Here is a 16,241-nt window from a genome sequence, read left to right as displayed (position 1 = left end):
GATTGATGGCTGTAAGGAATGTTTGAGAGTATTGGGGTTGAACAGGAGTGACCATCGTGGTTTTTGAAATTGATTGTGATGAAGCAGGACGAAAAATACCTATTTTCTCAACTGAGATCCGGAAACGAAAAGGCTTTCGAGTACTTTTTCAAAACCTATTTTGAGCAGCTTTATCAATATGCCTTTCAAATAACCAAGGAGCAATTTCAGTCCGAGGAAATTGTAGAAGATACCTTTGTCATGCTTTGGGAAAAGCGCCGGAAAATAGATTTGCATGGCACACCAAAATCTTACCTGTTCCAAATGGTTTATAACCAATGCCTCAATTATTTCAAGCACAAAAAAGTAGGCGATAAATACAGAGAGTTGTTCTTGTATCACCAGCCGGTTTCCGACCTTTCGGGTTCTCAGTCCGGCTATCCTCTGGAGACTTTGATCAATCAAGAATTTCAGGAGGTAGTGGAAAAATCTATCCAGAAGTTGCCCCCGCAGTGCCGCCAAATATTTATCATGAGCCGACTGGAAGGAAGAAAAAATAAGGAAATCGCGGTGATTTTAGGAATCTCAGTAAATACCGTTAAGACGCAGTTGTTGAGGGGATTGAAGTCTGTTCGATCTGATTTGATAGATTTGGTTATTCTTTTTTTTCTGAAAAAGTAAGTTTTCTTGTCACCCTTTTTTTTGCTCAAGTTGTCCTAGTTTACATACGCAAGAAATGTCTGATTGCTGACCAATGGATGAACTGATTTTAAAATGTTTGCAAGATGAAGCTTCCGCAGAGGAACAACGGGAAGTTTGGACTTGGTTGAAAGATCGCAATAACTTTGATCGATACCAACGCTTGCGTGATTCGTGGCTGGCAAGCGGGATGATTCAAAAAAATTCTGCTTTTGACCTCGAGCAGCGATATAAAAAAGTACAGGTACGTATTCACTCCAGGAATCAGGTTGCTCACTATTTTAGACTGAAACCATTAAACTCAATATGGAAAGTTGCTGCCCTTTTTATTTTTGCTTTTCTGCTTGGTTTTTCCATTACCCAACTTACCTCCAGCAATGATTTTGTTGGTTTGGCCGAAAACCAGTACCATATTGAAGTTCCACGAGGAGCCAAAATTAGCCTGGACCTGGCCGACGGCACCAGCGTATGGTTAAATGCCGGGAGCCGCCTTAGTTACTCCAATGCATTCAACCTGGAAGACCGCACGGTTCATCTGGTGGGTGAAGGCTATTTTGAAGTGGCAGAAAATAAGCAAATTCCTTTTCTGGTGAAGGCTGACGGCGTCGTGGTAAAAGCCATCGGAACAGCCTTTAATGTCAAGGCCTATCCCGATGAGGCGTTGGTAGAAGCTACCCTGGTGGAGGGAATTATCGACGTGTCAGAAGGCCGGCAAACCATCCGGCTCGAACCCAATCAAAAAGTGTCCTTTATTCGGAATTCAGCCCATTTAGTTGATCAGACCAATGCTCAGGGAGAAAATGAACAGCTTGCAGCAGATTCGCAAAGCATCCGAACGGTAAATATTATTCACACCAGAAACATCAATCCCAATTTATATACCTCGTGGCGGAGCCAGCGCTGGATTTTTGAGCGTGCGAAACTGGCTGAATTTACCAAAATACTGGAACGCCGCTACGATGTGAAGGTGTATGTGATGGACAACGAACTGAACGACTATAAAATTTCCGGATCCATTCATCAACAAACATTGGATCAACTGTTAAATGCCGTTCGACTTACAGTTCCGATCAACTATAAAATCATCAACAATGAAGTGCTTTTGACATTGGACGAACGACTGGAAAAAGAATATAAAATGCTTATGAATAAATCTACGAACTAAATAAAAAGAGATGGGAGAACGAATTCTCCCATCTCCGGCATGTTTTAATTAAACCCTTTGGGAGTTTCTTGGCAGTTGGTCCCAAAGTAGTTGTTTAACTATTAACGAAGTAAAACTATGAAAAAAAAACAAATGAACGCTTCTCTATGGATAAAGAGAAGGTTAAAAACACTGTTGCTGACTATGAAGCTTACAAGTTTATTTCTTTTACTGGCGGTTATTCATGTTAGTGCGAGCACTTACTCCCAAAACACCAAGTTTAGTCTTAAACTTACAGAAAAGACCGTGAAGGATGTTTTGTTGGAAATTGAAAACCAGAGTAAATTTCATTTTTTGTACAATGATGAGTTTACGGATCTGAGTCGGAGAGTTTCCATTGACGTTGACGATGTCCAGGTTGATGATATTTTGGATGAGCTGTTTTCCGGGGCTGACCTGACCTATAAGCTAATGGATAACAACTTGATTGTGATTACGCCCTCCAATACAGAGTTGGCTCAGCCATCGCGTGTTACCGGGCGGGTAGTCGATCAGTCTGGTACTCCGTTGCCGGGGGTTACGGTGGTTGAAAAAGGAACAACCAATGGTACGGTCACTAATCTGGATGGGAATTATACCATCAATGTTTCCGAAGGTGCCGTGTTGCATTTTTCGTTTGTTGGCATGGTGCCAGTCGAAGTGGCAGTTGCAAACCAAGGCGAAATCAATATCACCCTCGAAGAAGACATGATGGGCATTGATGAAGTTGTGGTGGTTGGTTATGGAACCCAAAAGAAAGCTGATATTATCAACTCGGTGGCCTCCATGGATGCTGAAAAGCTCAATGAACGACCGGTGAATAAAGTAGACCAAGCGTTGATCGGTCAAATGTCGGGGGTACGTGTAAAGCAAACCAGTGGTTTGCCCGGCCAGGGATTTAGCATCCAGGTTCGTGGTACCGGATCCATTACAGCCAATAATGAACCGCTTTATGTGGTTGACGGTTTTCCAATGGAAGTATCTCCTCAATCATCAAGCGGTAGCTTCTCCGGAGGTAACCCGCTGACCAATTTGAACCCCAATGACATTGAGTCGATCCAGGTGTTGAAAGATGCTGCTGCCGCTTCCATTTATGGATCACGCGGATCAAACGGGGTAGTGATCATCACGACCAAAACCGGGAAGAGCGGAAAGCCGCAAATCTCTTTTAATTCGTATTTTGGATGGAACGAGACCGTGAAAAAGCTGGATGTGCTTTCGGCTGAAGAATTTGCCGAACGTCAGATTGAGCACATGAACTATTTTTGGGTTCGTGATCATGCCGCTGATCTGGGAGCAACCTCATCACAATCAAATGCCGAAAGGCGAGCACTTTTAGGACTCGACGCAGGGGAATACAACACCAAATACATGTGGGACGATCGTTGGCTTCAGGATGGCCACCCCGGACTGGATTATGTCGATTGGCAGGATCTGTTCTTCCGGAAGGGGTTGGTTCAAAGTTACCAGCTCTCGGCTACCGGTGGAAATGAAACCGTGAATTACTATGTCTCCGGCGATTATCTCGATCAGGATGGAATTGCCATTGGCGTGAATTACAAACGATACAGCGCCCGAGCCAATGTGGAGGTCAGCCCGAACGATAACCTGCGTTTTGGTTTAAATATTGCGCCTTCGTACAGCGAAGAACTCGACCCAAATGTGGAAGGAAAAGATGCCATTACACACATTGTGGTTGGGATGAACCCCATTGTAGAATCATCAACCGGAGCCGAGGGAACCAATGTTGGCGAAAATACCAGCTACGCCTGGGGAACCTCTCGCGTGAGCCCGATTGCCGAAGCCAAGAATGTGGACCGCATGAGTCAGACGTTCCGGAACATTACCACCACTTTTGTGGAATACCAGCTGATTGACGGATTGAAATTCAAAACGAATATCAATTTTGACGTGCATAACAACGAAGCCAAGCGTTTTACGCCGGCTTTTATTACCCGAAATCGTACTGCAAGTGCCAGTCGGTCAGGTTATAATCGGGTCAACTTTGTCAATGAGAACACATTGAATTATAACAAGTCAATTGGCGATCATAATTTTGATTTGCTGGCCGGTTATTCTTATAGTACGTTCAAACTTGAAACTTACAGCATTAGCGGAACGGGCTTTGCCTCGGATGCTATTCCAACTTTGAATGCTGCCTCCAGCACCAGTGGAACATCTTTTGAAACAAAGAATACATTGATTTCCTATTTTGGTAGAGCACAATACAATTACAAGAGCAAATATTTGGCGCAGGTCAGTCTTCGTCGTGATGGTTCGTCCAAATTTGGAGCCAACACCAAGTGGGGGGTGTTCCCCTCAGCTTCAATCGGATGGCGTGTTTCTGAAGAAAGTTTTATGGATGATGTCACTTTCTTCGATAACCTGAAACTTCGTGCCAGCTGGGGACTTGCGGGTAACAATGGTGTAGGCGATTACGACCAGATTGCCCGGTTGACTTTTGCCAACTACAGCAATGGAGGAAACCTGGTCAATGGTATGGTTCCATCAAATTTTGCCAACCCCGATTTGAGTTGGGAAACCTCAGAAACCTTCGATGTAGGGCTTGATTTTAGCATCCTTTCCAATCGGGTGAATGGTTCGTTCGATTATTACACAAAACGCAATACCGACCTGCTGTTGAATATTCCGGTGCCCACGGCCAGTGGATTTGGAACCGCTTTGACCAATATCGGAGAAGTGCTGAACAAAGGTTGGGAGTTTGAAGTAACAACCCGAAATATGGTGGGCGACTTTAAATGGCAAACGATGATCAATTTGAGCCACAACACCAATGAAGTGAAAAAACTGGGACCAAACAATACCCCGATTTTTGGCGGTGGATGGGATATAACGCACAATGTTCTGGAGGTTGGACGCCCGATGTACACGCTATATGTGGTTCAGCAAAATGGGCTGCTGACAACCGCTGACATTGAAAATGGCTATCCCGTTTACGGAAACCAGCAAGCCGGTGATCCAAAATATGTTGATCAGCTGACAGTTGACACCAACGGAGATGGCGTCCCAGATCAGGCTGATGGCATCATTGACGCCGACGACCGTACTTATTCGGGGCAGCCCAACCCGGACTATGTGTGGGGGATCACCAACAATTTTGCTTACAAGGGCTTTGATCTTTCCGTGCTGGTACAAGGACAGTGGGGTGGCGTACTCTACTCGACCTTTGGACGGGCCATGTACCGAACGGGTATGGGAGCCAATGAAAATACCCTTGGAATTACCCGCGAGAGGGTAAGATGGGAAGAAGACAAAGTTTATACCGAAGCCGACTTGGCCGGAAAAACAAGGAAGTCACCCTCTGTATTCGGGCGGATCAAAAATACCGACTGGCTTTATCCAAACGATTACTGGCGGATTAGGAACATTACTTTAGGTTATGATTTAGGCCGTCACATTCGCTCGCATGTGATTAGTGGCGCCCGAATCTATGTCACTGCTGAAAACTGGTTTGGAGCCGACAAATACGATGGTGGTTTTAACCCGGAAGCCGTAAATAACAGCGGTGATGACTATGGTGCTTTCCCGCTGTCTAAATCGATGGTGTTTGGGGTAAACTTGAAATTTTAACTGCTAGAATTAAATCGTTATGAAAAAAATATGTTTATTACTGATCAGTTTGGTACTCGTTTTCACTGCTTGTGAGGATGACCTTGACCTGGCTCCGATTTCAGAGCCTAGTGCTGCCAACTTTTATAACAATACCGAAGACTTTGAATTGGCTATCAACGGAGTTTACAATGCCTTGGGCGATTATCCGGCCAATCATTTGTACCTGTCCGAAGTTCGAAGCGACAATATTTATTCGCCCGGAACCGGAGTGAGGGAATGGAACCCGGTGAATAATTTTGAAAGAACCTTACAGACAAATCCGCTGATGGCTACAGCATGGAATTCATCCTATCGCGGAATTTTTCTGGCGAACATGGTATTGGACCAAATCAGCGAAGAGAAGGTGGAAGATACTGCTACCCGTTCGAGATTGATAGGCGAAGCCAAGTTCCTTCGCGCTTTACTCTACCTTGATCTGGTTCGCTTTTTTGGTAAAGTGCCCATTTATGATAAAGCCTATTCGCCTACCGAAGCGCTTGAAATACCGCGCTCACCGGTGTCCGAGGTATATACGCTGATTACGCAGGATTTGCAGGATGCAATTGGCAGTTTACCTGCTTCATACAATACACCGGGCAAAGCAACTTCGCACGCAGCTCGCGCTTTGCTGGCCCGCACCTATCTGACTATGTCGGGTCCTGACTATGGAATTGAAGGTCCTGGATTGGGAGAAGATCATTATAGTGAAGCACTCACGCTGCTCAACGAAGTAATTTCGAGCGGACAATACGGTTGGGTGACTGATTATGCTTCCATTTTCAGCTATACCAACGAAAATAATCCAGACATTGTCTTCGATATTCAGTTCATCAACGATGGAGCAACTGGTGATCGTGGTATTGGTACTATCTTACCAACCTTAATGTATCTCGAAAGCTACGCACGTATTACGCTGCCCTTTGCGGGTGGGGTTCCCAACGATGGAACCGGTGGTCTGGATCCTTCAGACGATTTGGTTAACTCCTTCGACGAGGCCGATGTGCGGGATGATGCCTCCATTTTGATGTCATTTATCGATCAAAACAGCAACCCGGTTAATCACCCGCAGTACGTTAAATTTTTAAGTTTGAACCATATTCCCGCTGACCGCTTTAACTGGGGAATTAACTTCCCGGTGATTCGCTACACCGATGTACTGATGATGAAAGCCGAAGCCTTGCTGCAAACTGGCGGAAGTCAAACTGACATTGATGATATTGTGAATGATGTCCGCGAACGAGCCGGGTTGACTCCCGTGTCCAACGTCGATTTGGACATGCTCCTCGAAGAGCGCCGCAAAGAGTTCATGGCCGAAGGCTTACGATGGCATGACTTGGTTCGTACAGGAAAAGCGATTGACGTGATGAATGCTTTTGCTGCCAGTGACGACGATGCTGATAAAATTAGTACAGTAGTGGCTAATGACTTGATTTATGCCATCCACCAAGATCAGTTGGAAGTAAAGAGAGGCTTGTACGAGCAAAATCCGGGATATTAAAAAAATGACCCTGCTTTAGTTCGACCAGAGCTTAGGTTTGATGAGGAAGACCCCGGCAATTTTGTCGGGGTCTTTCGATTGTTCAATTACCGGCTCAAAGTCACACTTACCTTTTCAATCTGCCCACCCATAGGCGGGTTCATCTTCGATATTTTGACTGAAGCCTTGTCAATAGCCGGAAGTTCAGCAAAAAGCTGATCCAGAATACGGGTGGCCACGTGCTCCAGCAAATCCGAAGGAATGGCCATTTCCTGCTTAATCAAGCTGTACACTTTTTGGTAGTCCAGCGCATCTTCCAGCCGGTCCGACTTTCCTGCAGTAGCACAATCCGTTTGAATGCTGACATTCAGAATAAATTTGTTGCCTACTTCTTTTTCAATCGGATAATGTCCGTGGTATGCAAAAAACTCCAGTCCTTCCAAATCAATTTGTCCCATTTTTGCTTGCTTTTAGTGTGAAATGAAAGGGTCAAAATTAATTTTTCTTTTTCAGAAATGGATTTTATTGAACTTAAAACCCTTTGTGCAGAATCATTTTATATTTTTGTGGGCTATACATTAATTTAAAACTTCTATGAGCGATAAAACTCCTGAAAAAGAACCGGTAGTGAAAAAGAATTTCATTCATCAAATTATTGAAGAAGAACTGAAAGAAGGGAAAAATGACGGAAGGGTGCATACGCGTTTTCCGCCCGAGCCGAACGGCTACCTGCACATTGGGCATGCCAAATCCATTTGCCTGAATTTTGGGACCGCTCAGAAGTACAATGGGTTGACAAACCTGCGTTTTGATGATACCAATCCATCGAAAGAAGAGACCGAATATGTTGAGTCGATCAAGGCCGATGTTCACTGGCTGGGCTTCGACTGGGGCGATCGCGAGTTTTATGCTTCCGATTATTTTGACCAGCTGTTTGAGTTTGCCGTGAAACTAATCCGCGAGGGGAAAGCTTATGTGGATGATCAGGATGCAGAAACCATCAGTAGTCAAAAAGGAACACCGACCCGCCCGGGGACAGAAAGCCCGTTTCGAAACCGGATACCGGACGAAAACCTGGATTTGTTTATGCGCATGAAAGCCGGTGAATTTAAGGAAGGAGAGCATGTGTTGCGTGCCAAGATTGACATGGCTTCACCCAATATGCACATGCGCGATCCCATCATTTACCGGGTGATGCATGCCCCGCACCATCGCACGGGTAACAAGTGGTGCGTGTATCCGATGTACGATTTTGCGCACGGACAAAGCGACTATTGGGAGGGAATCACCCACTCGATTTGCACTTTGGAATTTGAAGTGCACCGGCCACTGTACAACTGGTTTATCGATCAGTTGAAAGATGGCGAATACCGCCCGCGCCAGGTGGAGTTTGCCCGCCTGAACTTGACTTATACCGTGATGAGCAAGCGTAAGCTGCTCGAACTGGTGAAAGACAAGCATGTGAATGGATGGGACGACCCGCGGATGCCGACCATCTCCGGCTTGCGTCGCCGGGGATACACGCCCGAATCGATCCGAAACTTTGCCGAGCGTATTGGCGTGACCAAAGTGGATGGGATGATTGACGTGGCTTTGCTGGAGCACAGCGTTCGCGAAGACCTGAACAAACGGGCGCAGCGCGTGATGGGCGTTTTGAATCCGCTGAAAGTGGTGATCACCAATTATCCGGAAGGACAGGTGGAAATGATGAGCGCCATCAACAATCCCGAAGATCCGGAGGCCGGACGAAGAGACGTTCCATTCACCAAAGAAATATACATTGAGCGCGACGATTTTATGGAAGATCCGCCGCGCAAGTTTTTCCGAATGGCGCCCGGACGCGAAGTTCGTTTGCGCTACGCCTATTACGTGACTTGCACCGATGTGGTGAAAGATGAAAACGGCGAAATTACCGAGCTGCATTGCAACTACGACCCCGAAACCAAAGGTGGCAACTCAGCCGACGGCCGCAAAGTGAAAGCAACCATGCACTGGGTTTCGGCCACCGAAAATGTGGAAGCCGAAGTTCGGTTATACGACCGCTTGTTCTTGGATGAAGATCCGCTGGGTCACAAGGAACGGGATTTCAAGGAATTTATGAATCCGGATTCGTTGACTATTCTCGATAAATGCTACATCGAACCTTTTGTGAAGCAAGCCAAACCGCTCGACTCATTTCAGTTTGAACGGCTGGGCTATTTCAATGTCGACCTGGATAGTTCGGATGAAAAACTCGTGTTCAACCGCACCGCTCAGCTGCGCGACGATTGGGCCAAATTCAAAGGAAAATAAGGAACTGAATAACGATTTGAAAAGGCAAAGCTCTGGTAGTTTTGCCTTTTTTCTTGTTTGATTCTTGCTTCTTACCGATAATTCACCCGTATTAACCGATCCTTTTTTCACTGCCGTTTTGGTAATGCCTAGCTTTATCCCGAAAATCAACAGGAGGCTGAGATGGAAAATCGATATGAAAATCAGAATTGCCGCCCCGCGCATGAACGAAAATCGGGTGGCTCATTTTTAGGCACCATTTTAATTGTTATTGGTGTGCTTTGGATTTTGAAGGAAATTGGTTGGCACGTCGGCTTGCCCGGCTGGCAAAGTATGCAACAGGCCGGATCAAACCTGATGAACCTCTTTCATTTTGGAGCCATCAGCATAAGTTGGCCGGTTATTATTTTGATTGCAGGTTTACTGGTGCTTGCTGGCCGGCGGGTGATTGGCGGCTTGTTGGTTTGCCTGGCCGTCTTCTTAATTCTTCCACACTTTGTCATTATCCCCGGCATTTTGGCCTTGCTGTTTTTTCCCGTCATCTTGCTGGTGTTGGGTATTATCCTGATCAGTAAAATTCTGTAAAAGGGAGGATTGCGGCAGTTCTTTTTTGAGGAATGCGGTTTTGAGGATTGGTATGAAATGAATTTGACTATTTTAGTTGCGATAAACACAGAATATTATGGAGAACAAGGGGAATAAACGATTTTATTTTGGGATTACACTGATAGCGATTGGTGGAATCCTGATTCTTGAGCGGTTGAATTTGATACCCTGGAGTTTGGCTGATCTGCTCATCTCGTGGCAGATGTTGTTAATAGCCATTGGCGTATTTTCATTGATTGGCGGTAACCGGACCGGCGGCACCATTCTGATTGTGATTGGTGGCTTTTTTCTGGTGCCTGAAATGATTGATGTACCCAACGAAATCAGGCGTTTGTACTGGCCCATGATTCTTGTGGCTATTGGAGCTGCGTTACTTTTCAGGCACAATGGCTGCCAATCGCGCATGGAGCGGGGAACAGGGGGTGAAGATATCAATCAGTTCGATGATTTTGTGATTTTTGGCGGCCGCGAAATTTTTATCAATGCCCAGGAATTGAAAGGCGGTCGCGCAACTTCTATTTTTGGTGGAATTGAATATGATTTTCGCCAGGCCAAACTTTCTCCTCAGGGTGCGTTTGTCGATACGATTTCGGTTTTTGGCGGTTGCGGCATTAAAGTTCCGCTCGACTGGAATGTACGCAATGAAGTAACGACCGTATTTGGCGCCTTTACCGACAAGCGAGGCGATACCTTTCAGCACAGCCAGTACGATCCGTCCAAGACCATTGTCATCCGCGGGTTTACCATTTTTGGCGGTTTCGAGGTTAAGCACGTCTAACGCTATTTTATGAAGCATCCGTTTCTCAATAACAAGAAAATACTACTTTACTACGGTTTATTCTGGTTGGTTATTGGCGTGGCCAATGCCTTGGTACAGTACCTCTGGTATGGAACCGATTTGAGCGCGGCCTTTCTTTCAGCCCTTACTTTCTTTGTGCTATATCCGGTTTTGGGTGGTAGTATTTGGTTCATTATCAAATACAATAGTTTGGAAGAAAACGACTTGTTGTGGGTGATGCTTTATCATTTAATTGGAGCGAGTATTCTGAATGGAATCTGGATTTATGTCACCTTTATTCTCACAAAGATTATTGCTCCTCCCCATTTGCAGGAACTATACGATACCCTGCCCGGGAAAGTTTTTTCCGGTTATGTGCTTTATGTGCTTTACGTGCTGTTTTTCTATTCAATCAACTATTACCAAACACTGAAGGAAAAAATTCAGAAAGAATCGGAGCTTAAGGCCCTGATTCGCGAAGCGGAGCTCAGCGCGCTAAAATCACAAATCAACCCACATTTCCTTTTCAACAGTCTCAACTCGATTGCTTCGCTCACCATCAGCTCACCCGAAAAAGCCCAGGAAATGGTGATTAACTTATCACGGTTTATGCGCTACTCGCTGCAACATGATCAGGATGAAACCGTTTCGTTAAAAGATGAGCTGGAAAATATCAAGTTGTATTTGAGCATCGAGAAAGTGCGGTTTGGCCGGAAGTTGAATCCCGTTTTCAATATTGAAGAAAGCTGCCAGGGGGTTCAAATTCCGAACATGATATTGCAACCTTTATTCGAAAATGCCATTAAATATGGTGTGTACGAAGCGACGGAGCCTGTGAGTATCACCACAAAATGCAAGAATGAAAAAGGGCATGTAACCATTTGCATTGAAAATGATTATGATGGCGAATCGTCGCGAAACCGGGGCGAAGGCATTGGCTTGCGAAACATCCGGCAGCGTCTGGAGTTGATTTACGGGTCGGCTGAACTCCTTCGCATCACCGATCAAAAAACGAGTTTTAAAGTTGAATTATTACTTCCAAAAACAATACCGGCATGAAAAAAAGTTTAAAAGCATTAATCATTGAAGACGAAGAGTTGGCCCGCAACTTGCTTAAGTCGTACCTGAAAGATCACCCGGTGCTTGAAATCATTGGCGAATGTGAAAATGGCTTTGAAGGCGTTCAGAAAATTAATGAGCTGAAGCCGGATGTTGTTTTTCTGGATATTCAGATGCCGAAAATTACCGGCTTCGAAATGCTCGAACTATTGGAGCACAAACCCGAAATCATCTTTACCACGGCATACGACCAGTACGCCTTGAAGGCCTTTGATTACAATGCAGTGGACTATTTGCTCAAACCGTTTTCGAAGGAACGCATGCTCGAAGCGGTTGAAAAAGTGGTGGACCGAATCGGAAACAATGAAAATACGCACAACAAGCTGGAGCAACTCAGCAGCTATGCCGTGAATGAATACCTCAACCGGATTGTGGTGAAAGACCGGCACAAAATCAATATCATCCCGGTTGAACGTGTCCGGTACATCGAGTCGCTCGATGATTACGTATTGATTTACACGCCCGACGGCCGGCACATGAAGCAAAAAACCATGAAGTACCTGGAGTCTCACCTCAATCCCAAGGACTTCATTCGTATTCATCGTTCCTATATCGTTCATGTGGATCACATTGCCGAAATTCAGCAATACGAAAAAGAATCCTATGTGGTGATTTTGAAAGACAGAACGAAACTCAAAGTGAGTAAAACGGGCTATAAGAAAATCAAGGATGTGCTGCATTTTTGAGTGGTGAATCCAACGAATAAGTAAAAACTCCCAAGTCCTGTTTTATTGCAGGACTTTCTTATTTTTACCAACTCAACGCTGTACCATGAAGAGAGTCGTTTTCCTTTTTCTATCGCTTGTTCCACTGGGTGTTGCTGCCCAAAACGAAGTTGCCCCCGAAGGTTATAAACTGCTTTGGGTGGTTGTGATTTCGGTAGCCATTCCCGTGGTTTACTATTTCATCAAAAAAATCCTGCAAAAACCCGGAAGCCGGAAAGGTAAACCTGTTTCCGTTTCAAGGAGAAAACTAAAAATTGACCTGCTGAAAGACCGGACCTATCGCCCCAACGTGCTGACCCTGAATATTACCAACAATAGTAAAAAAGACATCGATCTGGAAGCCCCGGTTCTCTGTTTCCGGAAAATTTGGAGCAAACGCAAATTCAAACTGAAGGGAATTAACCGTTACGAAATTTATCCGCTTTATCTTGAAGCTGGCAAAACACATGAACTACGCATCGATCTGGGTGTTTTCTTTAATCATGACCGGACACTCAAACGTTTTTACTGGGCCAAGATCCGGGTTTGGGACACCAAAGGAAAGAAATATTCATCCTCGTATATCACCCTGCGAAAAAGCTTGTTTTCATAAATGAGAAACTGGCAATTTAATCATATCGATTTTTCAACTTACCCCTATTACGGGGGAAATGATTTGGGCGTGCAATATCATCCGGAGGGCTTGCAGGTGAAAGTGTGGGCGCCGACAGCCGAAGCGGTTGAACTGAAAATTTACCAGCGAAGTACCGGAGGAAAGGCCATTCGGGTCGAACAGTTTAATGCACTTGCTGACGGCGTTTGGCAAGTTCAGCTTAAGGGCGACTTCAAAGGATTGTATTATACCATCCGGGTGAATGACGGGGAGTGGCTGAATGAAACGCCAGGTGTGGATGCCCGGGCGGTTGGAGCCAACGGCAAACGCGCCCTGATTTTTGATCCGAAGGAAACCGAGCCCGAAGGCTGGGAAAATGATCAGCCCATGGTGTTGGACAGTCCGGTGGAAGCGGTTTTGTATGAATTGCATGTCCGCGATTTCTCCATTTCGCCGGCGTCGGGAATGAAACACAAGGGCAAATTTTTGGCTTTTACCGAACCGGACACCAAAACCCAAGCGGGACTGGCTTCCGGAATCAGCCATTTGAAAGAGCTGGGCATTACGCATGTTCATCTGTTGCCGGTGTTCGATTTTTATACGGTGGATGAAAATCATCCGGACGAAAAATACAACTGGGGCTACGACCCGCTCAACTACAACACCCCCGAAGGGAGTTATGCCAGCAATCCGGATGATACCTCGCGGATTACGGAGTTCAAACAGCTGGTGCAAAGTCTGCACAGTGCGGGCATTGGCGTGGTGATGGATGTGGTGTACAATCACACCGGCTACACGCGCCGGTCGTATTTCAACCAAACCGTGCCGGGATATTATTACCGGCAAAATCGCAACGGCAACTTTTCGAATGCCAGTGGTTGTGGCAACGAAATTGCTTCGGAACGGGCGATGGTGCGCAAATACATGATTGACTCACTGAAATATTGGGCTTCGGAATTTCACCTCGATGGCTTTCGTTTCGACTTGATGGGCATTCATGACCTGGAAACCATGAATGCCATCCGGCACGAGCTCGATCAGTTGCGGCCGGGCATCTTGTTGTATGGTGAAGGCTGGGTCGCCGACTACAGTCCGATGGACGAAAAATACCGGGCGGTGAAAACGAATGTTCAGAGATTGAATGGGATCGGCTGTTTTAATGACGACATGCGCGATGCCATTAAAGGCAATAACTTTGACGCGAAAAACCGCGGCTTTGTCAATGGGCGAACCTTGAACGAGGAAGCCGTTAAATTTGGCGTGGTGGCTGCCTGTCATCATCCGAAGATTGTGTACAGCTATGTGGAGAGTTCGCACGAAGCCTGGGCCAAAGAGCCCTGGCAGTGTGTCAACTATGTGTCGTGTCACGATAATTTTACCCTGTTCGATAAGTTGAAGCGAAGCTGTCCGAAAGCGACCGGAGACCAACTGCGAAAAATGCAGAAGCTGGCACTGGCCTTGATTTTAACCTCGCAGGGGATTCCGTTTCTGCACGCGGGCAGCGAGTTTTGCCGGACAAAGCAGGGTGAGCACAATTCGTACAAATCGCCCGACCACATCAACCAAATTGACTGGACGTTGAAGTCGGCGTACCAGGATGTGTATGATTATAGCCGAAAACTGATCAGGCTTCGGAAAGAAGTGGCAGCTTTTTGCATGCACTCGGCCGATGAGATTCGCAGGCACCTGCATTTTTCTGAAAACTATGAGCCGGGCGTGTTAGCCTATTCCATTTTAGATTTTCCCAATTCTTTTGGATGGAAGACCATTCAGCTGGTTTTTAATGCCCGTCAGGAAGCGACCACGATGCAGCTTGACGAGCACAACTGGCAAGTGGTTGCCCGTGATGATGAAATTGAACTTAATGGGATTGATTGTCTGCTGGATAAGAATGTCACCGTTCCTCCGCTATCCATGATGATTTTGGTGAAGAATGACTAAAAAATGGCCAGCAACAGGTCAATGTCTTTACAGGGCAGGTTCAGCTTTTCACCTAAATCCTTGTTGGTCAAAATGCCATTGTAAATATACACGCCACGCCGGATTCCGGTCGAGCTTTTGATGTAATTCTGAATACCTCCAATTTCGCCTACCGAAATAATAATGGGTGTCAAGACGTTGCTTAGGGCAATGGAAGCGGTGCGCGAAACCATCGAAGCCATGTTGTGTACGCAGTAGTGGATTACCCCGTGCTTGATGTACGACGGATTTTTGAGATCGGTCGGTTTGCTGGTTTCAAAGCAGCCGCCCTGGTCAATGTTCAGATCAATAATCACCGATCCGTCCTTCATGTCTTGCACCATTTCTTCGGAAACCTGGAACTTGGTGTTTGAGTTAAACGACATGGCGCCCAATACCACGTCAGCCGATTTGAGTGCTTTTTTCAACACGTTGGGATAAAGTACTGAAGTAAAAATCCGCTGACCCAGCTTGTCTTCCAGCGCCTGCAAGTTAAACATGTTGTCGTCAAAAATTTTCACCGTCACGCCCAGACCGAGGGCGGCACGTGCGGCATATTCGGCAGCTGTTTTCGCTCCCAAAATCACCAGTTCAGTCGGCGAAATACCGGTGACACTGCCCAGCAGAACCCCTTTCCCGTTTCTGGAGTTACTTAAATATTCGCTGGCAATGGTGATGGCTGTCGAGCCGGCAATCTGGCTCATCAGGTGAACAACGGGCAAATGCTTTTCTTCATTTTCCATGTACTCATAAGCAATGGTAGTCACCTTCTTTTTCATCAGTTTCTGAACCGTTTCCTGGCAGTGGTTGCTCAGGTGCATGTTCGAGATCAGGGTTTGGTGCCCCCGCAGCAGATCCACTTCGTCGGCATCAAAAGGCGCCACGCGGATAATCACATCGCATTGGAACACTTCTTCGCGCTTTTCAACAACCACAGCACCGGCCTCGCGGTATTCTTTGTCGGAGTAGCTGGCTGCCTTGCCGGCATCTTTTTCAATGTAAATTTCGTGACCGTAGGAGACCAACAATTCAACAGCTTCGGGGGTCAATGGAATCCGGTATTCAATTTTGGAGAAATCGGAAGGAATGCCAATGGTAATTTTCTTGCCGCGGCGGCGAATTTCCAGCATTTCTTCTTTCGGCAGAAGCAGGGATTTAATTTCCGATTGTTGCTCTTTTTCAGTCATTCAGCAAAAATTAATTGGTCAATTTACTTTTTATATCGATTCTTTCAAAAAGAA

13 protein-coding genes are annotated in these 16,241 nt (G+C 45.9%); 11 read left to right on the top strand and 2 right to left on the bottom strand.

Annotation, left to right across the window (positions count from 1 at the left end; all coding sequences use genetic code 11):
- The first annotated feature begins 78 nt into the window (after positions 1–78).
- From NC99_RS08675 to NC99_RS08660, 4 genes are all read left to right on the top strand, one after another.
- Positions 79–660, top strand: coding sequence for an RNA polymerase sigma-70 factor (locus NC99_RS08675; protein WP_157624718.1), 582 nt, complete (start codon positions 79–81; stop codon positions 658–660).
- 73 nt (positions 661–733) lie between these two features.
- Entirely contained in the window at positions 734–1,843 is a 1,110-nt protein-coding gene (locus NC99_RS08670; protein ID WP_053182376.1) for a FecR family protein, read from the top strand.
- Positions 1,844–2,026: 183 nt separating this feature from the next.
- Positions 2,027–5,452, top strand: a complete 3,426-nt coding sequence (locus NC99_RS08665; protein WP_053182373.1) for a SusC/RagA family TonB-linked outer membrane protein — start codon at positions 2,027–2,029, stop codon at positions 5,450–5,452.
- Positions 5,453–5,471: 19 nt separating this feature from the next.
- Entirely contained in the window at positions 5,472–6,971 is a 1,500-nt protein-coding gene (locus tag NC99_RS08660; RefSeq protein WP_053182370.1) for a RagB/SusD family nutrient uptake outer membrane protein, read from the top strand.
- Positions 6,972–7,057: 86 nt separating this feature from the next.
- Here NC99_RS08660 and folB read toward each other — a convergent pair whose 3' ends face one another.
- Complete coding sequence (gene folB / locus NC99_RS08655) at positions 7,058–7,408, bottom strand: dihydroneopterin aldolase (protein WP_053182367.1); 351 nt, start codon at positions 7,406–7,408, stop codon at positions 7,058–7,060.
- 136 nt (positions 7,409–7,544) lie between these two features.
- Here folB and NC99_RS08650 point away from each other — a divergent pair, with 136 nt between their 5' ends.
- The 7 genes from NC99_RS08650 (at position 7,545) to pulA (ending at position 14,982) form a co-directional block, all read left to right on the top strand.
- Positions 7,545–9,242 carry a glutamine--tRNA ligase/YqeY domain fusion protein gene (locus NC99_RS08650; protein WP_053182364.1) on the top strand — a complete coding sequence of 566 codons (1,698 nt, stop codon included), beginning with the start codon at positions 7,545–7,547 and terminating at the stop codon, positions 9,240–9,242.
- A gap of 162 nt (positions 9,243–9,404) precedes the next feature.
- On the top strand, positions 9,405–9,806 hold the full coding sequence (locus NC99_RS08645) for a hypothetical protein (RefSeq protein ID WP_053182361.1): 402 nt from the start codon (positions 9,405–9,407) through the stop codon (positions 9,804–9,806).
- A 97-nt stretch (positions 9,807–9,903) separates the two neighbouring features.
- Positions 9,904–10,605: a LiaI-LiaF-like domain-containing protein gene (locus NC99_RS08640; protein ID WP_053182359.1), complete on the top strand. Its 702-nt coding sequence runs from the start codon at positions 9,904–9,906 to the stop codon at positions 10,603–10,605.
- Positions 10,606–10,614: 9 nt separating this feature from the next.
- Positions 10,615–11,664, top strand: coding sequence for a sensor histidine kinase (locus NC99_RS08635; RefSeq protein ID WP_053182354.1), 1,050 nt, complete (start codon positions 10,615–10,617; stop codon positions 11,662–11,664).
- On the top strand, positions 11,661–12,410 hold the full coding sequence (locus tag NC99_RS08630) for a LytR/AlgR family response regulator transcription factor (protein ID WP_053182351.1): 750 nt from the start codon (positions 11,661–11,663) through the stop codon (positions 12,408–12,410). The genes NC99_RS08635 and NC99_RS08630 overlap by 4 nt, the downstream gene beginning before the upstream one ends.
- 85 nt (positions 12,411–12,495) lie before the next feature.
- Positions 12,496–13,041: a hypothetical protein gene (locus NC99_RS08625; RefSeq protein ID WP_053182347.1), complete on the top strand. Its 546-nt coding sequence runs from the start codon at positions 12,496–12,498 to the stop codon at positions 13,039–13,041.
- Positions 13,042–14,982, top strand: coding sequence for a type I pullulanase (gene pulA / locus NC99_RS08620; RefSeq protein WP_053182344.1), 1,941 nt, complete (start codon positions 13,042–13,044; stop codon positions 14,980–14,982). It begins immediately after the preceding gene.
- Here the strand turns inward: pulA and NC99_RS08615 are convergent.
- Entirely contained in the window at positions 14,979–16,187 is a 1,209-nt protein-coding gene (locus tag NC99_RS08615) for an alanine dehydrogenase (RefSeq protein WP_053182341.1), read from the bottom strand. The genes pulA and NC99_RS08615 overlap by 4 nt on opposite strands.
- Positions 16,188–16,241: the final 54 nt, after the last annotated feature.

The organism is Sunxiuqinia dokdonensis (assembly GCF_001270965.1).
Classification (GTDB): Bacteria; Bacteroidota; Bacteroidia; order Bacteroidales; family Prolixibacteraceae; genus Sunxiuqinia; species Sunxiuqinia dokdonensis.
Note: the sequence above shows the minus strand (reverse complement) of the source record. Positions and strands in the feature narration are given on the sequence as shown.

Coding starts and splice junctions, on each gene's coding strand:
- NC99_RS08675 (WP_157624718.1), top strand. CDS start 79: ATGAAGCAGGACGAAAAATACCTATTTTCTCAACTGAGATCCGGAAAC.
- NC99_RS08670 (WP_053182376.1), top strand. CDS start 734: ATGGATGAACTGATTTTAAAATGTTTGCAAGATGAAGCTTCCGCAGAG.
- NC99_RS08665 (WP_053182373.1), top strand. CDS start 2,027: ATGAAGCTTACAAGTTTATTTCTTTTACTGGCGGTTATTCATGTTAGT.
- NC99_RS08660 (WP_053182370.1), top strand. CDS start 5,472: ATGAAAAAAATATGTTTATTACTGATCAGTTTGGTACTCGTTTTCACT.
- folB (WP_053182367.1), bottom strand. CDS start 7,408: ATGGGACAAATTGATTTGGAAGGACTGGAGTTTTTTGCATACCACGGA.
- NC99_RS08650 (WP_053182364.1), top strand. CDS start 7,545: ATGAGCGATAAAACTCCTGAAAAAGAACCGGTAGTGAAAAAGAATTTC.
- NC99_RS08645 (WP_053182361.1), top strand. CDS start 9,405: ATGGAAAATCGATATGAAAATCAGAATTGCCGCCCCGCGCATGAACGA.
- NC99_RS08640 (WP_053182359.1), top strand. CDS start 9,904: ATGGAGAACAAGGGGAATAAACGATTTTATTTTGGGATTACACTGATA.
- NC99_RS08635 (WP_053182354.1), top strand. CDS start 10,615: ATGAAGCATCCGTTTCTCAATAACAAGAAAATACTACTTTACTACGGT.
- NC99_RS08630 (WP_053182351.1), top strand. CDS start 11,661: ATGAAAAAAAGTTTAAAAGCATTAATCATTGAAGACGAAGAGTTGGCC.
- NC99_RS08625 (WP_053182347.1), top strand. CDS start 12,496: ATGAAGAGAGTCGTTTTCCTTTTTCTATCGCTTGTTCCACTGGGTGTT.
- pulA (WP_053182344.1), top strand. CDS start 13,042: ATGAGAAACTGGCAATTTAATCATATCGATTTTTCAACTTACCCCTAT.
- NC99_RS08615 (WP_053182341.1), bottom strand. CDS start 16,187: ATGACTGAAAAAGAGCAACAATCGGAAATTAAATCCCTGCTTCTGCCG.